At 55.5% G+C, this 19500-nt stretch carries 17 protein-coding genes and 1 tRNA gene; 14 read left to right on the top strand and 4 right to left on the bottom strand.

Going from position 1 to position 19500, the window contains the following annotated elements; translation table 11 throughout:
* Positions 1 to 93 precede the first annotated feature (93 nt).
* From ACH2ED_RS19460 to nadB, 3 genes are read left to right on the top strand one after another with little or no spacing between them, the layout of a single operon-like run.
* A complete protein-coding gene (locus tag ACH2ED_RS19460) occupies positions 94 to 1254 on the top strand; it encodes a hypothetical protein (RefSeq protein ID WP_395094376.1) in 1161 nt (386 codons plus the stop codon).
* Between the two features lie 12 nt (positions 1255 to 1266).
* Positions 1267 to 1956 carry a hypothetical protein gene (locus ACH2ED_RS19465; RefSeq protein WP_395094377.1) on the top strand — a complete coding sequence of 230 codons (690 nt, stop codon included), beginning with the start codon at positions 1267 to 1269 and terminating at the stop codon, positions 1954 to 1956.
* 4 nt (positions 1957 to 1960) lie between these two features.
* Positions 1961 to 3586: an L-aspartate oxidase gene (gene nadB / locus ACH2ED_RS19470; protein ID WP_395094378.1), complete on the top strand. Its 1626-nt coding sequence runs from the start codon at positions 1961 to 1963 to the stop codon at positions 3584 to 3586.
* A 13-nt stretch (positions 3587 to 3599) separates the two neighbouring features.
* Here the strand turns inward: nadB and ACH2ED_RS19475 are convergent.
* Positions 3600 to 3671: transfer RNA gene (locus ACH2ED_RS19475), tRNA-Lys, on the bottom strand.
* Between the two features lie 87 nt (positions 3672 to 3758).
* Here ACH2ED_RS19475 and pyk point away from each other — a divergent pair.
* From pyk to ACH2ED_RS19515, 8 genes are all read left to right on the top strand, one after another.
* The gene (gene pyk / locus ACH2ED_RS19480; protein ID WP_395094379.1) at positions 3759 to 5183 is read left to right on the top strand and encodes a pyruvate kinase; all 1425 of its coding nucleotides are present in this window, start codon (positions 3759 to 3761) and stop codon (positions 5181 to 5183) included.
* Positions 5167 to 5526, top strand: a complete 360-nt coding sequence (locus ACH2ED_RS19485; protein WP_395094380.1) for a septum formation initiator family protein — start codon at positions 5167 to 5169, stop codon at positions 5524 to 5526. The genes pyk and ACH2ED_RS19485 overlap by 17 nt, the downstream gene beginning before the upstream one ends.
* Before the next feature lie 305 nt (positions 5527 to 5831).
* Entirely contained in the window at positions 5832 to 6479 is a 648-nt protein-coding gene (locus ACH2ED_RS19490) for a sugar transferase (protein WP_395094381.1), read from the top strand.
* A gap of 379 nt (positions 6480 to 6858) precedes the next feature.
* Positions 6859 to 9519, top strand: a complete 2661-nt coding sequence (locus ACH2ED_RS19495) for a TonB-dependent receptor domain-containing protein (protein ID WP_395094382.1) — start codon at positions 6859 to 6861, stop codon at positions 9517 to 9519.
* Between the two features lie 180 nt (positions 9520 to 9699).
* Entirely contained in the window at positions 9700 to 10269 is a 570-nt protein-coding gene (locus ACH2ED_RS19500; protein ID WP_395094383.1) for a MotA/TolQ/ExbB proton channel family protein, read from the top strand.
* A 34-nt stretch (positions 10270 to 10303) separates the two neighbouring features.
* On the top strand, positions 10304 to 10759 hold the full coding sequence (locus ACH2ED_RS19505; protein WP_395094384.1) for an ExbD/TolR family protein: 456 nt from the start codon (positions 10304 to 10306) through the stop codon (positions 10757 to 10759).
* A gap of 14 nt (positions 10760 to 10773) precedes the next feature.
* The gene (locus ACH2ED_RS19510) at positions 10774 to 11229 is read left to right on the top strand and encodes an ExbD/TolR family protein (RefSeq protein WP_395094385.1); all 456 of its coding nucleotides are present in this window, start codon (positions 10774 to 10776) and stop codon (positions 11227 to 11229) included.
* Positions 11230 to 11250: 21 nt separating this feature from the next.
* Entirely contained in the window at positions 11251 to 13065 is a 1815-nt protein-coding gene (locus ACH2ED_RS19515) for an energy transducer TonB (RefSeq protein WP_395094387.1), read from the top strand.
* Between the two features lie 45 nt (positions 13066 to 13110).
* Here the strand turns inward: ACH2ED_RS19515 and ACH2ED_RS19520 are convergent, their stop codons facing one another.
* Together ACH2ED_RS19520 and ACH2ED_RS19525 are read right to left on the bottom strand one after the other, a co-directional pair.
* Positions 13111 to 13902, bottom strand: coding sequence for an ABC transporter ATP-binding protein (locus ACH2ED_RS19520; RefSeq protein ID WP_395094388.1), 792 nt, complete (start codon positions 13900 to 13902; stop codon positions 13111 to 13113).
* A 56-nt stretch (positions 13903 to 13958) separates the two neighbouring features.
* Positions 13959 to 14717, bottom strand: a complete 759-nt coding sequence (locus ACH2ED_RS19525) for a phytanoyl-CoA dioxygenase family protein (RefSeq protein ID WP_395094390.1) — start codon at positions 14715 to 14717, stop codon at positions 13959 to 13961.
* Positions 14718 to 15308: 591 nt separating this feature from the next.
* Here ACH2ED_RS19525 and ACH2ED_RS19530 point away from each other — a divergent pair.
* The 3 genes from ACH2ED_RS19530 (at position 15309) to ACH2ED_RS19540 (ending at position 17954) form a co-directional block, all read left to right on the top strand.
* The gene (locus ACH2ED_RS19530; protein ID WP_395094391.1) at positions 15309 to 16106 is read left to right on the top strand and encodes a hypothetical protein; all 798 of its coding nucleotides are present in this window, start codon (positions 15309 to 15311) and stop codon (positions 16104 to 16106) included.
* A 79-nt stretch (positions 16107 to 16185) separates the two neighbouring features.
* Entirely contained in the window at positions 16186 to 17010 is an 825-nt protein-coding gene (locus tag ACH2ED_RS19535; RefSeq protein WP_395094393.1) for a phytanoyl-CoA dioxygenase family protein, read from the top strand.
* Positions 17007 to 17954 (top strand): phytanoyl-CoA dioxygenase family protein, encoded by a 948-nt coding sequence (locus tag ACH2ED_RS19540; protein WP_395094394.1) that lies wholly within the window; start codon positions 17007 to 17009, stop codon positions 17952 to 17954. Before ACH2ED_RS19535 ends, ACH2ED_RS19540 begins: the two co-directional genes overlap by 4 nt.
* A 7-nt stretch (positions 17955 to 17961) precedes the next feature.
* Here the strand turns inward: ACH2ED_RS19540 and ACH2ED_RS19545 are convergent, their stop codons facing one another.
* The gene (locus tag ACH2ED_RS19545; protein WP_395094395.1) at positions 17962 to 19437 is read right to left on the bottom strand and encodes a hypothetical protein; all 1476 of its coding nucleotides are present in this window, start codon (positions 19435 to 19437) and stop codon (positions 17962 to 17964) included.
* Between the last annotated feature and the right edge of the window lie 63 nt (positions 19438 to 19500).

Raw genomic sequence — 19500 nt, forward strand, 5'->3', positions numbered from 1 at the left:
TTTTCTATGCGGCATGGTGCGCAGCGCACCTGTGCCGTGCGGTTGCCGATTCCCCTGTCAGCTAAAGCAGACAGTCCCCTCGGTCGTTTAATTATGGAACCTATTCGTGTGATCATGCTGGGCCCCACCCAGTCCGGTAAGACACTCTTTTTGTCCGCAATGTGGCAAAAGCTCCAGTTGCCTCTGGATCCGGGATTTCACCTGGAACCCGTGACCGCCGACAGCTACCCTGACACAGCCTCACGCAACAAGCTGGACCGGATCTACACCCATCTGGTCTCGCAGAATGACTTTCCCCCTGGCACCGCACTCGGCAGCAAAGCCAACTACCGTTTTGCCTGCCATGTTCAGATAGACCAGCAAGCCTACAAAGCCTGTAACTTCGAGTACCTAGACTACGCAGGAGGTTTGCTGAGCGGCGAGAGCTTCCACGACGAAGACTTTGAACAAGCTGTCGAGGAGGCAGATGTCCTGCTTGGCCTTCTCGACGGAGTTCGTTTACTCCTGGCGATGAGTGCCGATGAAGAGGCGCGAGAGTGGATTGGACAGGAGCTCGCTCCGATTCTGGTACGAACGGCCGCCACACTTCGCAAGTCCGCGCACCGTCCTCTCTCCATTCATTTTGTGATCAGTAAGTGGGATGCCATCAGTCAGCTCGCCCCGCACCTTACCCTAGAGCACTTCCGCAACTTCCTCAATGAAATTCCAGCAGTTCAGGCTCTTCTCTCACTTCTCTCCCCCAACGCGACCGTACGCCTGATCCCTGTGAGTGCTCTGGGCGAGGGCTTTGCGAAGATGGAATCAGAAACAGTAGACGATGGAGATGGGAACCGCCGCATCTTAATTCACACGCGCAAGCGCCACACCCCGGAGAGTTTGATCTCCCCCACTCCCTACAATGTCGAGATTCCCATCGCTTGCTGCATTCCTGATGTGCTCACCCAAAGACTCGCTCTATTAGACAAAGATAAAGAGGCGCTAACTAATAAACTAGCGCATCTTGAGACACCGCATCTCACTTTTGTACAGCGCCTGGGGGCAGTCCGCGTTCCCGTCCTCCGCGAGCTGGGCCAGTGGCTAGCCCGCACGGAGGAGCAGCGCCGCATCGATACCGCTCGCACGCTACGGGAGCGCTACCAGAATGTCACCGATACAGAGAGTGCGTTTCGGTATCTCGTGCAGTTCTGTAGTGCCCTGCGCGACTCATTTGAAAAAGAAGAGCCCCACTCTGTCCTAAAACGCGGTAAGCTCTAAGGTAGCGTGGCCGTGACCTCCAAGACACCCCTTCCTCCTCAGGCGACTATTGTCCCTGCGTGGCCCTTTCTGGTAGCAAATCATGAGCTAGGTCGGGTGGACTACCGAACACTCATCGCGCCAGATTTTCTGAGTGACCAGGGCTGTAGTCAGGTTCTGGCTTCTCTGCCACTAGACGGCGACGACGACACCGCTCACTCCTGCTATCTCACCTACCGAACTGAGTCGGGGGAAACCTGCCGCATCGCCACTCTCTACCAAACACGCACCCTCGCGACCGAGGAGTTCTTCCCAGTCAAACCACAGCGCGCTGTCCAGATTGTTGTTGGGCTGGTTGTCCTGCGAACCTTTCCGGATCAGGGGATTGGCCTCTCTCTGCTTGACGAGAGTTTTGCACTCTACGAAGATGACTACCGCGCATTTTGCAATGCCCCACAGCCACGTGGTTTTCCGGTGATTCAGTCCTGGCCACTGGCCGCCACCCTGACCACTCCCCCGATTGTCACTGCTCTGCCTGAGCTAAACGCCACCCGCCTTGTTCCTGCAAGCTACCCCAGTCGCCCCGCGCGTGTTCTCCCACAGCAACGTGCACAGAGCGCCTTCCCTATCGCCAGGCATCAGGTTTTACAACAAATCCGTCAGGACACTCTTTTAACACGATTTTTGAAACTCTTCCGCTGGCCTCAGCGGGTAAACTACTAGCACGATGACTGAAATTCAGGGACCGGAAGCCATGCTTTTCGACTTTGTGGTGATGGGCTCGGGGATTGCGGGGCTGACCTTTGCGCTCAAAGTAGCAGCAGTGGGCACTGTGGCCCTGGTTACCAAGAAAGACCGCTCAGACTCCAACACCAACTGGGCTCAGGGAGGGATCGCAGGAGTGATGGCACCCGATGATTCTTTCGATCTGCACATCCAGGACACACTTATCGCGGGCGCGGGCCTGTGCCACGAGGACGCGGTCCAGGCGCTGGTAACCGAGGGACCTGAGCGTATTCGGGAGCTGATCGCGCTCGGGACAAACTTCAATAAGGAAAAAGACGGCGACTTAGCACTCACACAGGAAGGCGGCCACTCCCGGCGGCGGATTCTGTTTAACAACGATCTAACGGGCCGAGAGATCGAGCGGGCGCTGGTGGAGAGTATTCACTCCCACCCCTCCATTGTAGTCTACGAGCACCATCTTGCCATTGATCTAGCAAAATCCAAGGACGACGACGAGCGGATCTGCGGGGTCTATGTTCTAGACACGCTCGATGGTGAGATCGCAACATTTCTGGCGAGGCGCGCGGTGTTTCTGGCGACAGGCGGCTGCGGTGCTGTCTATACGCACACCACCAACCCAGCAATTGCCACCGGCGATGGGGTTGCTATGGCATTTCGTGCGGGCGCGAAAGTGGCCAATATGGAGTTTATCCAGTTTCACCCTACAACACTCTTTCACCCGGCGGCGCGTAGTTTTTTGATCTCTGAGGCCGTCCGTGGCGAGGGCGGAATCCTGCGCGATAAGTCCGGACGCGCGTTTATGCTAGACTACGACGAGCGAAGTAACCTGGCACCACGGGATATTGTCGCACGGGCCATTGATGCCGAGTGCAAGAAGCAAAACGAGCCGTGTATGTTTTTGGACATCACACACATAGACTCTCAAGAGATTCAGCACAGATTTCCTAATATCTATGCGCGATGCCTGAGCTACGGAATTGACATGGCCCACGAGCCGATTCCCGTCGTGCCCGCTGCTCACTACATGTGCGGCGGCGTGATTACGGATCTCCACGGGCGCACCAGCCTACCGCGCCTCTTTGCCAGCGGGGAAGTCACCTGCACGGGCGTCCACGGCGCAAATCGCCTTGCCTCCAACTCGCTTTTAGAGGGGCTTGTTTTCTCTCACCGAGCCGCCCATCTCTTCCTGACAAACATAGATGAGACTCCGCCGCTGCTGGAGCATGTCCCCCCGTTTCGCCCCTACCGAGGCCGGGTCCGTGTCGCCGACACAGAGGCCCTCAAGCAGCGCATCCAGACCGCCATGACCAAGTTCGTCGGGATTGTCCGTAGCGATGAGCGCCTGAAGCAAGCGGAGACGGCTCTGATGGTGATCATGGACGAAGTGGAGCGGCTCTACGCCACTTGCCGACCCACGGAAGATCTGCTGGAGCTTCGCAATCTGGCGCTCACCGCACAGCTAATCATTCGATCCGCCCAGCACCGCAAAGAGTCACGCGGCCTGCACGCGACAACAAACTACCCTGAGACAAACGAAGGGGAAAAAGTAGATACCGTACTTATCAAGCGCAAACGCACGGATTTCACCGTGCTTGAGGAAAACTGAGACGAAGAAATTATGGGTCGGGTGGGATTCGAACCCACGACCAATGCCTTAAAAGGGCACTGCTCTACCACTGAGCTACCGACCCGGAAGCACGGGAATTCTATCACGCGAAAGTAAACCCGTCCACCCCTTAAACTAATTTTGTTTTTCAAGGTGTATAATGCCTGCTTAGATGCCACGCACCAAGATCATTTGTACTCTCGGCCCTGCGGTCGATGCTCCCGAGACGTTGGAGAAACTCATCCGCGCCGGAATGGATGTCGCCCGCTTTAATTTTTCGCATGGAACCCATACTCAGCACGCGGAGCGTTTTGCCCGCCTCCGGTCGGCGGCGGCGAAAGTGGGCAAGAGTGTGGCAGCACTTCAGGACCTCTGTGGCCCCAAACTACGGGTCGGCACCATGACGGAGGGCGTCGTCTTAGATGAAGGCGCACGGGTAGTTCTGACTCTGGCAAGCATTCTGGGCACAGCGGAGCGCATTCCTTTGCCTCTCCCTGAATTTTTTGCGGTTGCAGCCCCAGGGATGCGGCTACTGCTCGATGATGGGCTACTGGAGCTCCAGGTGGAACAAGTCAAGCCTGAAGAAGTGGAGTGCGTCATCATTACGGGCGGCGTCCTAACCTCAGGCAAGGGCGTCAATTTGCCAGGAGTGGCTCTCCCGATTGAGGCAGTCACCGACAAAGATGAAGCGGACCTGCGCTTCGGACTTGCGCTGGGGGTGGACTATGTGGCGCTCTCCTTCGTGCGCCATGCCGATGATGTGCACCGCCTTCGCTCGTTAATGGAGCGAGAGGGCCGCGTGGTACCGATCCTGGTCAAGATCGAAAAGGCGGAGGCGGTCGAGAATCTGGATTCCATTCTCGCCGTGGCCGATGGTGCAATGGTGGCGCGGGGTGATCTGGGGATCGAGATGCCAGTGGAGGAGATGGCAATGATTCAAAAGCGCCTGATCCGAGCCTGCAATGTGCTGGGCAAGCCCGTGATCACCGCCACCCAGATGCTGGATTCCATGATCCGCAACCCACGCCCGACCCGCGCCGAAGTAACGGACATTGCGAACGCGATCCTCGATGGTACGGATGCTCTGATGCTCTCCGGGGAGACAGCCGTGGGTGCCTACCCCCTCCAGGCTGTCGAGACCATGAGCCGGATTGCACGTCGTACGGAGGAACAGCTCGACTACGACCAGCTTCTTCGAGAAAAAACAGCCCTCTTTGGGCGTGACAGCCTGACCGATGCAGTCGCCGAAGCCGCAGTCACGATTGCGCATGACCAGCAAGCCAAGGCCATTCTCTGTGCCACGGAGACAGGGGGAACGGCTCGTGCCGTGGCAAAGTTCCGTCCGCGCTCTCAGATACTAGCCGTCACACCCTCGGAGGAGACCTGCCGTCGCCTTGCTCTTTGCTGGGGTATCCAGTCTTTACTGATGCCTGCCCCCACCAGCGTGGACTCTCTTCTGAGTGAGAGTACCGCGGTCGCGGCTCAGAGCGGCTATCTCCAACCAGGCGACTTGTTCGTCCTTACCTCCGGAACGCCTCTGGGCAAGCCGGGCAGCACGAATCTCATAAAGGTACACTACCTTGGCGAACCACTCTAAACCTCCCCACAAGACAGTCTCCCCCCCCCGGACACGAACACAGCGCCGCCGTTGGGATGCGATCTGGCGTCTTCTGGGAATCAGTCTGGGTGTTAGTCTCGGGCTTTTCCTCTATGTACGCTGGCTTTCGCTTCCCTGGTCCCTAGGTGTACAAACCAATCATGAAGTACGGATCCTAGAGGCACGCCTCCAAGGTCTTCATGCAGAAAACGTTAGCCTGTCAAAGCGCCGATCCTATTTGAAGTCGCCAGAAGGAATCGAAGCTCTTGCCCGCTCCCGTGGTTACCACCATCCCGGCGAGCAAGTTTACCTGGAACCAACCCCTAGCACGCAAAATAAATAGTCGCGACGCTGAGGAAGACTTCACAGACAACCAAAATGAAGTTTGAATAATTTTAAAAATTGGGGATAATAGTAAGGAAGCTAGGACTGTACTTTTCTAGCACCAGATTTTCTGAGCGCCTATGCCATCTCAAATAACCATCCGACCGGAGCAAGCTCCGGGGTATTTGCCCGAAGGCTTCGGCCTGAGAGCCGAAGCCACAGAAGAAGTGGGCATCCTGAGAGATGCCCACCTATTCCAAGCGGTCACGGAGCAAGCTCCGGGGAATGTACCCGTATGCGATTCACCAGAAAGGAAGTTAATCTGTGTCTGTAGAGCTGATCTCCTCGCCTGCAAACGCGACACCCTCCAGTAGCTACGTCGTGATTAAGCGGAGCATGGACATCGTTTTTTCTTTTATTGCTCTCTTAGTTCTCGCACCTATCTTCTTGGTTATTGTTCTATCCATCTGGTTAACCGACCGTGGGCCGATTATCTACCGCCAAAAACGAGTAGGAATGAATGGGCGGCTCTTCACATTCTACAAGTTCCGTAGCATGGTGACTAACGCCGATGCGCTCAAGACCCAGCTCTCGATCCAGAATGAAGCCTCGGGGCCGATCTTCAAAATGAAGAACGACCCCCGTATCACCTCCGTTGGCCGTGTGCTTCGCAAGTCATCGCTAGATGAGCTCCCACAAATATGGAGCGTATTGAAAGGCGATATGACCCTGGTAGGGCCGCGTCCTCACCTGCAAAGTGAGATTGATGCTTATCCCAACTATCCCAAAGAGCGCTTGAGTGTCACACCTGGCTTGCTTTGTTTTCGCGAAGTGACCGGGCGATCTGGCCTAAGCTTTGAGCGTTGGTTGGAGCTAGACATGAAGTATATTCAAATGCGCTCTCTTCGCACGGATCTCTCGATTCTCCTACGTGCGATTCCTGCGGTTCTCTTTGCCAAGGGTGCTTATTAGACTCTCTCCTCGCACTTTCCATGATTGGTGAAACAAGCTGGGCGCTGACGCCTAGCTTGTTTGGTTTGAGCGCCAGCAGATCGCGACACATCCCCCAACACTGTCCGGTTTACTCCCGGCTCCGAGAGCATCAGCCTTCCTGAGTAGCAAAAAAGTGACACTATGGTAGGAAGGGTAAGTCAAGAATATTAAGCACTTAGGGATGTACTATCTGCCCTGATCTCTAAAATTTTCCGTGTAAAAGCAGGAAGATGAGCCGTTTTGGGGAACTATGTAATTGGCTCGCTTGACAGCCACTAGGTCCGCACGTACAATTACCGGGATGTTTTTTGTGCTAAGGGAGTTTTTGATGTCAAGAATAAAAAGGAAGAATAACAACATGTTGCACCGCCTGCAAACACGCAGCGGAGTTCTCGCTACCGCTACTGTGCTCAGCCTACTCTTGCCCACCGCCGTCGCCTGGGCAGATGGTCAAGTCAAGTTCAAAGTGGTGGACTCGAAGACCGGCGTCGTACTCCCTGGAGCCATTATTGTTATCAAAGCTGGCCCCACAGATCTTGAGGACATGCAGTTTAATACGGCCTCGAGCGGTCTGGTTTCCACCGGTGATCTGACTGCTGGTACCCGTGAGTACACAGCACGCGCCCTTGTCAATGGAATAGCCTATAAACTGATTGCAGGTAAAGTTGTCGTCATAGATGACCAGACCATCGAGGTTGAGATCAAGCTGGAGTCACAGGGTGAAACCATCATAGATATCTTCCGTAAACAGATCCGACTCGATATAGACGATCCTGGTTTGTATACCTTCCGCGACCGAGAGCACCTGCAATTTTTCCCGAACGCGGTCGGTAATCGGCAGAGCCTGAACAAGGCGCTTCGCTCCATCCCAGGCATGGTTCCCAACAGCCTTAATCGCTTGCATTCACGCGGTGAGGCGGACACGGGCACCTATTATATTGATGGGTTCCAGCTCCCCTCTCTACTTGCTGGGCGTGCCTCCCAGCTCCTGACCCCGGAGATGATCGAGTCGCTTAAGATGCGTACGGGTAACTTAGGAGCGAACCTGGGTGGCGGCAGCACGGTTCTTGAGACCTCTCTGCGCCCTGCGATTAGTCGGGGAGGGAGTCCCTTGATGCCTGCGTTTGAGTATGCATTTAATACCGAAGACTACGGTGGGAACTCTCAGGCCTTTACGATCAGTCGGCAGCTCGGGGCCATGCGCCAAGATAAAGAGGGCAAGCTTGTCCCTAACCCAAACTCACATGCGGGCTTCGTTCTCAGTTACTCCCGCCGAGAGAGTGACAACTTCCTCGAATCTCCCCAACCGCAGCGTCAGCTCTCCAACAACACGGGAAAGTCAGATTCCCTCCTGGGTAAGTTTAGCTACCGACTAAGCCGACAGATGGAGGCCTCGGCGTTCCTGGGCATCAGTGGCTCACGAAACGGAGTTGCCAACCGGCAGGGACTGAGCACGCAGTTTGGCCGCCTGGGATTCGGGTTCGGGGGTAACCGACCTGCGACAGCATTCCCTCAGGTAAATTTCTTGGACGGCACAAATTTCAACGCCAGCCAGGAGATTCTCGGTAACAGTGTCTCTCAATCAGATGATAATCGCTTTTATGCAGTTCAACTCACGCGAGTTTTCTCGCCTCTGCTACGGGGAAATTTCTCAATCGGAGGGGCGGAGACACGTCAGGACACAACGAATAAAAACGTCCTGGGTTTTCCCTTCACCACAGGGGCGGCGTTCAATCCCGCAACTCTGCCCGCCGACTACTCCATTGAGTATAACCCAACAACAGGACTGAACTTCACTCAGTCGCAAGTGCAGGCAGACTTCAGCTACGGCAATGAGAGGAGCAAACATAACTATAAGTTTGGACTGCTCTCCCAGGCGCTTCGTGGTAATGAAGTCTACCAGTTTGTCCCCATGAGTAATGCAGCGCTCAACGCGGCGCTCAATATCAATTCCTACCTGGCCAATAGCCTCCGGTTCAATAGCGACAATACCTCCCCTTCGACATTTATTCGTCGTACAGGAGGATCCAGTGCGTTCTATGTGCAGGACACCTACGTACCTATTGAGCGGGTTCGCTTGAGTGTGGGAGCTCGTGTGGAGAACTTTGAGCAAAACCAAAGAATCCGGGTGGTAGGCACGGGAACTCGCCCTGATATCAGTAGTAAGCGCTCAGAGAGCGCTGTCTCGCCCCGTATTAATCTTCTCTATCAGTTTCCCAATGGTATTCTTAAGAGCCTGACAAAGGGACAGTTGACAGTGTTGCGTGCGGGTTATAACCAAATATTCACAGCACCAGGTATTGGTCAAGGTGCCATTGGTACCAATCAAACGGGTGCAGCTCCACTACCCGTTGCCGCCCAAACAAATAACCAGCTTGATTTGAGCATTGAACAGCAGCTCAGGGCCCAGAGCATGCGCCTCTCGTTCTACAACAAAGATATCAAGAATACCCACCAGTGGCAGCAGATGATCCAAGGACCGCAGGCGGGGGCGTACATGATGGTCAATGCGGGCAACGCAAAGATAAGCGGTATCGAGGCCCTCTATGAGTTCAAACCCCGCTCGCTTGATCCTCGTCCTGGTAGCCTGGAACCGGTTACTCTTGGCCTAAGCGGATATCTCGCCTATGCAAGTAGCAATGCCAAGCGCTCCGCGACTGCCGCCACAGGTGCCGTTCCTCTGGACTGGGATCAGCAGCAGACCATGAACCTTGGAGTGGGCTACCAGCTGATGAACGGGTCGCTCTTCTCCCTAGCCTACTACCAAGGAAGTGGCTTGGCATCGTCGGTATCAACCGTAGGCGGAAGCCGGAGCCCGATCAGCCAGTTGGATCTGCGTCTCCGAACGAAGTCCAAGCTTATTGCGAATCTTCACGCTTTGGAGATTGGTGTTGAGAATCTGACAAACTCACGCAACCCACTTAACTTCCAGCAGGGAGCTCTCGCGGGCAACAGCCTGGGTGGCACGCGTTTCCAACAAGGCCGTCGCTTCGTGGTTGGCCTGTCAGGAAAGTTCTAATCCCGCAGTTTCTTGGGCCATACCTGAGCTTTGGCCCAAGAATTGCCAACCTAATTACAAGTACTATTTGTATGTCACCCTTTTTGGGGAGGCGACGAGGAGAGAGTTTTTACTATGGGGCAGAATCCACTGTTCGAGTTTTTCAGACGTGAACCAAGTATTGCTATCGTTCTGGTAGTGATGTCCGTTATTGGTCTGATGGTGATCATTGAGCGAATCATCGCCTTCGGAAAGTTTGGCTCCACAAGTTCTAGTTTAATGACGGAGACTCTTGATCTAGTCAAGGCGGGTCGTGATAACGAGGCCCTGCGCGCAGTCAATGACCAACCAGGCCCTGTTGCAGCCATTGCCAGAGTTATCCTCTCGAATGCCAAGCGACCGGTTCATGAAGTAGAGCGTCTGGTTCAGGAGGCGGCGGAGGAGTATTTCCTTGCCCTGGAAAAATATCTTCCTGTGCTGGATACAATCACAACGCTTTCCCCGCTCTGGGGGCTATTTGGGACAATTATCGGTATGATCCAGGTCTTTGTCCAGTATGCTTCCGCAAGCGACGACAAGACAAAACAGGCAATTCTACCGAGTGTAGGAACGGCACTTTACGCAACAGCGGGTGGAATTCTCATTGCGATTGTCTCGTTTATCGCCTACAATTACTTTGCCTCGCGGCGCCTCCGGATTATCGCGGAATCTGAGCAGGCGGCGACGAAGCTGATCAATGCCCTGGAGGCACGCGGCACCTTCGCACGCTAAGTGAGGAGCTTTGTGCTTTCCTCAGGAGATCGTCATGCGTTTCGGTAGTCAGCGGAAAACCAAGGCAACCAAGATTGAGATCATTCCCATGATCGACACGATGTTTTTTCTACTCGTGTTCTTTGTCCTGGCTTCTCTCAATATCATAGACCTCCGCGGCCTCAATCTGGATCTACCTCCAGCACTTCCTGGTGCGCCACCTAAAAAGCAAGCCGAGGACGTAAAGCTAGAGGTGGAGATTGACAAGGATGGCAACAAGACTCTCAATGGAGACAAGGGCCAGCAACCCATCAAAGTTCCCCTTGGGTCAAGTGCCAGCTCGGATATGATCAAGCTTGTGGATGCACAGCTTGGCAAAAAAGCAAGTATTCAGGATCTGGAGAAGGTTGTCATTGTGATTTCCCCGAACCCGGATACTGCCCACGAGAATGTCATCCATGCCGTCGACGATGCGCGAGGAGCACGAATTGAGAAGTTCTCAATTCGTTAAAGGGGTCAAAATGTATGCCGTATATCAAGCGACGTGAAATCAAGAAAACCAAGATTGAGATCATTCCCATGATTGACACGATGTTCTTCTTGCTGGTTTTCTTTATCCTAGCATCCCTTAATGTCATTGACATGAAGGGTGCCCAAGTAAGGCTACCGACGTCAACAAACCAGGACATCCAAGCACAGGCAACGGTCACACTTACCCTACGAGAAAGCGGTGAGATGCTCATCAATAAGACGGAAAAAGTCCCTAATCTGACTGCCCTTCCTGATTTTTTGATGCAGCAGCTCCAGGGGCGGCTTGACTCTAACAACCAGCCTCTCAAGCCGGAGAATGCGATTGTCGTTATCAACGCAGATCGCAAGACTCACTATTCGGTGGTTCGAAACTGCATTGACGCAGCACGCCGCGTCAAGTTCCGCAAGTTCTCCATCGCCACGGACCCGAAGTTCGGGGACAAGAGCTAAACAGTAACGGAGTACTTTAAAATGGCAAATCTTGACCATGGCGTAATCGCCCAACTTATCAACATACCGGAGGATGACTCTGGTCGACGGTTTCTAGCCTCACTTCTAGCCTCACTGGGAATCAATGTCGCCGCAATGATTGGCATCAATATCACCAGCCAGCTACGCCCGGACAACGATCACCCCTCAGGCCCTGTCGTAGCCAATGCGCTCCGTCTTGATTTTGACAAACCGGAGCTTATCCAGCCTGAGGCCAAGCCCACCCCCGCCCCGACCCCACGACCGGAGCGCCGGGAAAGGCCGAAATCTCAGATCAAGCGCTCAAAACCACTACGGGAGAAAAAGCCACAAAAACCTGAGGTAGATCAGAAAAAGCCCGAGCCAGACCCTGAGAAGCCTCAGCCAACTCCTGCTCCTGAGCCAGATACCGCTGTGAAGCCGGAGCCGACGCGTGAACCGGAGCCGATCCGCAAGCCAACGGTAAAGACAACGGCAACGGAGCGACGTCCCTCGGAGCTTAAGAATACCCCCACAACGGCAACAAATAATCTGACCACGTCACAGGCGAATCTCAGTACCAGTGCCACTGCGCAGAACAATACGACCGCACGAAGCGTGGGAGCGACCAGTGAAGCGGCACGCACCAGCGAGGTCAGTGCATCCGTTAGTGATGGTATTGCGACAAATCGAGCGCAGCCAACACGGGCGGCGGGTTCTCTGGCAGGCAGTACCACGCGCAGCGTCGCGGCAAATAACGAGCGCGCGGAATCAGGTGCGATTCTCGTGGGTGGAAATAACAACGCGTCGTCGGCATCGGCCTACCGCCCTTCCGATATTTCCCGAAGCTCAGGCGTTTCGGGAGCCAGCGGTGGTGCGGTTCGCGGAGGCAGCAGTGGCTTCTCCACGAGTGCTTCGGGCGCTGCATCGGTAGCAAATATCTCAGCTCCTTCCTATGTGGGCCGACGGGGCCCGGCAATCGGCAATACCTCACTGGTCTCCGACTCTAAAGCTGTGATGACATCGGCAATGTCAGACGAGGGCCGTGCAAACGCGGGGCTCGCAACAATTCAAGGCACAAAGGGAACCGTGGCGACTTCGGTGGCGGTCAGTGGTCGAGCAGGTGTCAGCGGTGAGTCCGCGGGGCGAGCGGGTGTCGGCGGTGGAGGCAAGATAGGCTCCGCGTCGGTAGGTGGCGCTTCGGTATCGGGGGTTGGCGCAGGCACAAGCCGAGGCCCTGCGACCGGACAGGGTCGCCTGACTGACAGTACCAGTCGGGGCAGTGTCGGTGGTGCCAGTGAAGGTGAGCGCGGTTCAGGCATCTCCGCGGGCAACGGCAATGCCGCAGGAGCAGCGGGTGGAACCGCTACCAAGACCGGTGGTGGCGGCGGCCCACAAGGTCAGGCAGGCCGCGCAGGCGGTGGCGGCGGCGGCGGTGCATCTGCTCGGGCTTCCGGCGGAGGTGATGCCGGAGTCGAGGCAAAGAACGAAAACAAAGAAGAGAAGAAGCCAATCATCAAGAGAGATGGTGATGTGGTTGATAAAAAACCCTCTGGTGCGGACACCAATCGCAACGAGGATGCGGAACGTACGTCGGATCCCGACCCTGAGCTGACCTCGGACATGAAGAAGCGGCAGTTCAACGCCAATCTACGGGTGCGGGTGACGGTGAATGTGGATGGCAGTCATAAAGAGGAGCTCATCCAGGGAAGCGGCGACAGTGAGATTGATCAGCTTATCCTCAGCACGATGCGGCGCTGGAAGTGGCGTCCCGCTTACAAAGATGGGGTGAAGTCTAACCAGACACTCACTTTCCGATATAAGATCAATATCAACTAAAAAAAACTCCCCCCAGCACTCGCCGGGGGGAGTTCTTTTTGGTGGCTACGCGGCTTTTTGCGCAGCTTGCTCCATTGTCGCTACAAAATAGGTTTCCAATGGTGAGCCGATCCCAGAGCGAAGCTGAGTGTCCATGACGCGCTCATCCACCACCTTGCCCTCGTAGATTAAGATCACGCGGTCACACAACTGGGCGACTTCATCTAGCTCGTGAGAAGAAAAAAAGATAGTCGTGCCCTGTTGCCTTACTTCGCCCAGCAGTGCGCGCAGGTGCCGTCGCCCAATGGGATCCACGCCACTGGAAACCTCATCGAGCACCAGAAGCGCAGGTTTCCCCAGAAGTGCCTGGGCAATCCCGAGGCGCTGCTGCATCCCCTTGGAGAACGTCCGCAACTGTTGCTTCTCCCGTCCTTCAAGCCCGACACGGCTCAGTAGCTCATAGGATTCCTGCTCTAGCGCTTTGCCCCCAAGCCCCTGGAGCTTTCCGTAGAGGCGCAACGTCTCTAGTGGCGTCAGAAAGGGATAGTAGAGCGCCACTTCAGGTAAGTATCCAATGTGCGCCTTGGCTTCGGAAGACCCCGCGGGCAGACCAAAGATCTTGATACTTCCCGCTTCGGGGAGAACAAAGCCCATGATTGCCTTAATTGTCGTTGATTTGCCCGCCCCATTGGGCCCCAGAAATCCCACGACCTCGCCCGACTGAAGTGATAACGAGAGGTCATGGACAACCCGTCGCTCTGGCTTAAAGATCCCCCTTTTGTAGCCCACGGAGAGTCCGCTCACTTCAAGTGCAGCCGCAGGCCGCACTCCCCCTTTTTCTATACGCAGTACCGTCATTTTCGAGTTGCTCCACCTCTGTTTTCGGCGAAGTTGCCCCGTATCTTTACGGTAGCCTAAATATCCAGAATTACCCGGGCCGCTTCGGAGAGTCCGGCGATTGTTTCTGGGCTAAGTGAGGTACGCTGGTTGGTCTGTTGCGGCTGGTCACGGCGAGTGAAGTAGGAGTGCAGGGCCCGACGGGGTTTGTCCGTATAATTTAAAGTTCCCCCATGCCAAGTGTGACTATTGAAGATCACGACAGTTCCGGCGGGCGCAATAAGAATGGTCTCACGCGGGTGGGGTAGGATCGTGTTTTCCATCTCATCATGCGGGGTTTTACCACTGTTATGAGAGCCGGGCACAACCCGGGTAGAGCCGTTCTCAGTTGTGAAATCGTCCAGAAGCCAGATTGAATTACAGACAAAAAACGCCCCAGGAGTGGTTGAGCCGCTCCAGTCGGCATGGAGCGACTGAAGCCCCTGCCCAGGAAGCGCTGCACGGTGGTTGAGCGACGAGAGCCGTAGGTCTCCCTGGAGCACATGAGCAATACCCGCAAGAACCCGAGGGTGGGTGAAGCAGGGAAGGAACAGCGGGCTTTTATCCACCAGATTCGAGAGACGATTTGTGCCCGCCTCTTGGTGCACCTCTTTGCCCGCATTCTCCCCCTCGGCAACAAGTAGCTCTGCCAGACGGCCATTGATCGCTGCAAGTTGCTCCAAGGAAAGAACTCCCTCCAAAGGTAAATAACCATCACGATCCAACTGATTTTTCTCTTCGATACTCAGGATATTTTCAGTGATGCCCAGTGCTGTCAGTGCTTCGGAAATTGTCATAATTAAACCTCCAAGGAGACCCCCTGCTTCAGCAGGGGGAGGAATTGGGAACCGCACGGAAAGTTTTGCGATTGGATCTGAAATATTGTTTGCATTTTGTTTTCTTTTATGGTATTCTTTCTGTCAGTAGAGTTTTCGCTTTGTGGTTCGTCCCCACAACACGGCACAGGTGCGCCGCGCACCATGCCGCAGTCAGGAACTTACCTTTAGATGAGACAGCAACCCGCAGCAGTCGGGTAAGGCAATCGCGGGGAACTGCATCCTATACGCGGGCTTCGGTTTATACAAAAATCTCTCCAAAGATACGACGATATGGCTCTGCCCTGCCTTCTGCTTGTGCGAAGCTTGGTAGCTTCGCACAGAAGAGTCGGGGTGGAACACGGGGCAATGTAACTTGCCCTATGGACGGGATACTAGGCAAGCCTGGTGTTACTGTCAAAGCCTTCGGCTTTAGCCGAGGGATCAGTTACAGGAAGTAGTTCACTATGGCTTACCGGGCTTCCTCTCAGCTATGCGAGAAAAATTCCAGGAAGAAGGAGGGATTAGCCTCTGATGCGTGGTATATTATGGCGAATCTTGAGGAGGCATAGTTTGGCACATTCCATAAGAGTTCGTATTGGCTGGAGCATATTAGGTCTTGTTTCCGTCGCTACGGCAGGATGCAGTGGAGGCAGTATAGACTCCAAAGTCCCGCCCCCCTCACTGGCACGAAATGTCAGTGGGATCTGGCGTCGGCAACAGATCGGCATTGAAGGCACCCGTGTTAGCTGCCCCGACGCCAAAGAGCTTCTAGCACCTAGCACCCGAGAGCTAGTCGTCAACAGTATTGTAGTGGACACTTGCAGCAGCAGTGAGACACTGATCTTCGGTACCCAAGTCTCTCTAGGCAAGGGCCGTTATCGCCTTGTCACCCTTCGGGGCACAGAAGACGGTAGCTACACCCTTACAGAAGATATGCTGGTTCTGGTTCGCGATGCGATTAATGGCACCTATCTGAAGAATCTCGTCCCTACGCAGGCTCCCCAACGTACGGTCTATAGTGTGACCCTACTGGACGGGGCAATACGTATCGTTCCGATTCCTCAGCCTGTGGGCTTGGCAAAGAAAGATTCCAGTAAGCCTGCATTCCGTGAAGATGGAACCATCATCGCAAGTAATATCACTCCCATCGCCAATGCGGATGGCACCGTCAATACGGTCATACTTCCTGGCATTAACGATGTTGCGACCGTCAATTCCGATCTGTCCATCACCATTGGCTCAGTTGCTAATGGGGCTACAGCAGATGACACCCCGGGTCTGGTTCGCGTACGTGGCGTGGAAAACACTTTCCAGTTCGTCCCTTCAGATCCCGCAGTAATCGTTCCCACTCCCCTTCCTGCTCCGTAGGCCGTGGCTGGGTTTCTTCATCAGCGGCTCCTGTACCCACAGGAGCCGCTGTTTATTTTTTGACGTAAAGAAAAGAATCATGTTACCAGAGCTATCGTCGGACTATCTGCTTCCCGCTGAGCAGATCATACACTACCGCGCTCAGGGCTGGGCACTTCTTCGGCAAGTTGCCACCCCAGATGAAATGATGCCCTACCGTGAGGTTATTACCGCCATGACCAATGCGTTCGCCAAGCGCTACGCTCCCATTGAGCAGCGTGATACCTACGGCAAGGCGTTTATCCAGTACTCCAATATCTGGGAGATCTCTGAGGACGTGAAGACGTTTGTGACAGCGCGGCGCTTTGCGAAGATCGCGGCGGAGCTGATGGGGGTCGCAGGTGTGCGTCTCTACCACGATCAGGCGCTCTACAAAGAGCCCCACGGCGGGCCGACGCCCTGGCACCAGGACCAGCAGTACTGGCCCCTTGATGGGGTCAAGTGTATCACGCTCTGGATGCCCCTGGTGGATGCATCGGCGGCGATGGGAACGATGCGCTTTGCCTCGGGTTCACAGGCACTGGGCTACTTAGGCCACGAGAACATCTCCGACGACTCCGAGGCACGATTCGACGCGCTGGTGGCAGAGAAAGGCTACCCGCTTGAGTACGCCGGTGATATGGCCGCAGGCGATGCCACGTTCCACAACGGATGGACTCTCCACGGTGCGCCTGGCAACGCCGATTCAGAACGTACCCGTGAGGTGATGACCATAATCTATCTTGAGGACGACGTGGTCATTACCAAACCAGATCATGCCAACCGCGAAAACGACCTGAGCCGCTGGTTCCCCGGCTGCCAGCCCGGTGACAAGGCCGCCAGCCCGCTAAATCCCCTGCTCTACCACAAAGACCTGTTGCCATGAAACTGACTTCGCGCCAGAAAGAGCTGGAGATAACCGACGATGCCTTCGGAGAGCTTCGCGATTCCACGGCAGTTATTGGCGATGGGCTCGCCCTACGCCAGCGCATGACCGACGATGGTTATCTTTTTTTTCGGGGCGTTCTGAACCGTGCGGAGGTTACCCAGGCACGTCAGGAGTGCGTCCAGCGGCTGCAGGCGGCGGGCTTGCTGGAGCCTGGCTCCGACCCAATGGAGGCCATTCCCAGACGGAATCCTGACGGTAACCTAAACCTCTACTTTCGGGCGGAGCTGGCTGAGGACAATCTCCCTCTGCTCAAAGTGCTCTACGACGGCCCAATGATGGAGATTTTTGCACGCCTCCTCGGCGGCCCCGTGCTCCACTACGACTTCACCTGGATGCGTGCCGTGAGCCCGGGCGGTGGCACCGCACCGCACTGTGACAAAGTCTATATGGGCCGAGGAACGCCGAAGCTCTTCACCGCTTGGACACCCCTTGGAGACATTCCGATCTCGGTCGGTGGGCTCATTATCCTCGAAGGCTCGCACAAGCGGCAGGATATCACGGGTAGCTATCTTGCCCAGGACGTGGACTCGTACTGTGAAAATGGCCCCGCCGCAGAAGCTGTGCAGACCGGAAAGATCCACTGGGAGCACCCCGAGACCCACGAAGCCTGGGATGGAGCCTTCTCACACGACCCACCAGTACTACGCCAACAGCTCGGCGGACGCTGGCTCACCACGAACTACCAAATGGGCGATCTACTCATCTTCTCCATGGCAACCCTGCACGCAAGCCTCGACAATCAGGGCAACACCATCCGCCTCAGCTCCGACACGCGCTACCAGCGCACCGACGAGCCCGTTGATGAGCGCTGGATGAACGGAGCAGACGGCAGCAAGCCCATTACGCATGGCCTCGCCGCGAAGCGTGGGAGAATCTGCTAGGCGCAGCTCACAGACAGTAGAGCTGAGAAAACCAGGGCTGCTCAACCACACTCCGGAAGGCAGGATTCCCCTCGACAAGCCCCAGCGCGGGAAGTGTCCCCGCGGTCTTACTTCGCGTTAACCAGTGCTGAATCCCCTCCGCATCCCCCCGGGAGCCGCAGAGACAGGCCAGGAAGTAGGAGGCAGTTCCCGGCTGAGCCTCCTCGGCATGAACAAGGTGCTCGCAGCTTTCTTCCAGAAGTTTTACGGAGGCCTCACCGCGTGTCAGTTGCACTCTCCGCGAGAGTGCCATGCCCCAGAGGAACTCGATCTGAGGAGCCTCGGGCTGGAGCTCCGCCGCTAGGCAGTATTTCGCACAGGCCAGACTCAGAAGATGTTCGGCATCCGCTCCGGTCTTAAGCCTTGCTTGTTCCGAGAGAGCCATTGCCCAGTGGAGATAAGCATCGCTCTGCTGTGGCTGAAGCTCCACGACACCTGCATAGCGTGCGTAGGCACTCTCAAAGAGAGCATCTGCCTCACAGCTCGCCTTGTAGTGAGCGCGTTCGACAAGCTGATCGCCCTCACGAAGCTGCGCGGCAACAAAACTCGGGTGAATGTCTTTGGGAGTCGGGTAGCCGATGCGTGGGAGGCGATCCAGAAGCTGATCCGGCTGTATCGCGGGAGAGAGGGTATCAAGAATTGCCTGCGGGTGCTCCAAAAGACGGTCCGCAAAGTCAGTCGAGAAACCTCCCAGATGGCGTACAAGCTGAACAAAAAACGAGTCCGCGGTGAAGCCAGGAACCCAGTAGGCCTCTTTTCCCGGGCGAAGGAGCTTGCGCGTGACGATTCCAGCAGGAGACTCTTGCTCGTTGCCAATCCAGTAGAGTCGGCTTTCGTAGGTTCTTTGTGTGGCCAGGCGGGGAAACAGGGTGGAGTCGGTGCCACTGTAGCCCACGACGAGCCAGGGACGCTCTTTACTGGTTTCCTCAAGGACGGCTCTTAGGACACGTGGAACAGGACGGCTCTGGGAGACTCCCTGGCCCTGTAGGTAGAAAATAGCTTTTTCAGGGAGCTCCTTGAGCTCAGAAATCGCCATGTGAGGAACACTGTACACTGTCGGGAACTCTCCGGCCAGAGCACAGGCACGGGACAAAAGAGGATCGAAGTTGGTTGTCAGAATACGGTCAACAAAACCAATTTTCATTAAGTGGGCAATGGCCAGGTGCGCTGAGTTGACGCGTGCTTCTCTGACAAAGCGACCAAGCAGCTCACGACGCTCGCCAGGTGAGAGCTCTTCCAGATAGGCCTCGTAGGTTCGAGCGGAGGCACGCTGAGCGGCGCGGGGGTACTCCTGCTCGATTTGCACCACTAGCTCATGAGCTTGAGGAATACCCGACGAGACGGAACAGCCTGCCCCGATAAGCAGTGTCGTTTTCTCGCCCCGAGCATGGGCACGTTGGAGTGTCTCTAGTACATCCTCAAAGCAACGCACGATCTCCCTCATAAAGCAAACAACCTCCACCCAGATGGTTGGAGGCTGTCCGATGCGGCTTTACCGTATCGTCAC

Source organism: Armatimonas sp., assembly GCF_043757465.1.
Taxonomy (GTDB): domain Bacteria; phylum Armatimonadota; class Armatimonadia; order Armatimonadales; family Armatimonadaceae; genus Armatimonas.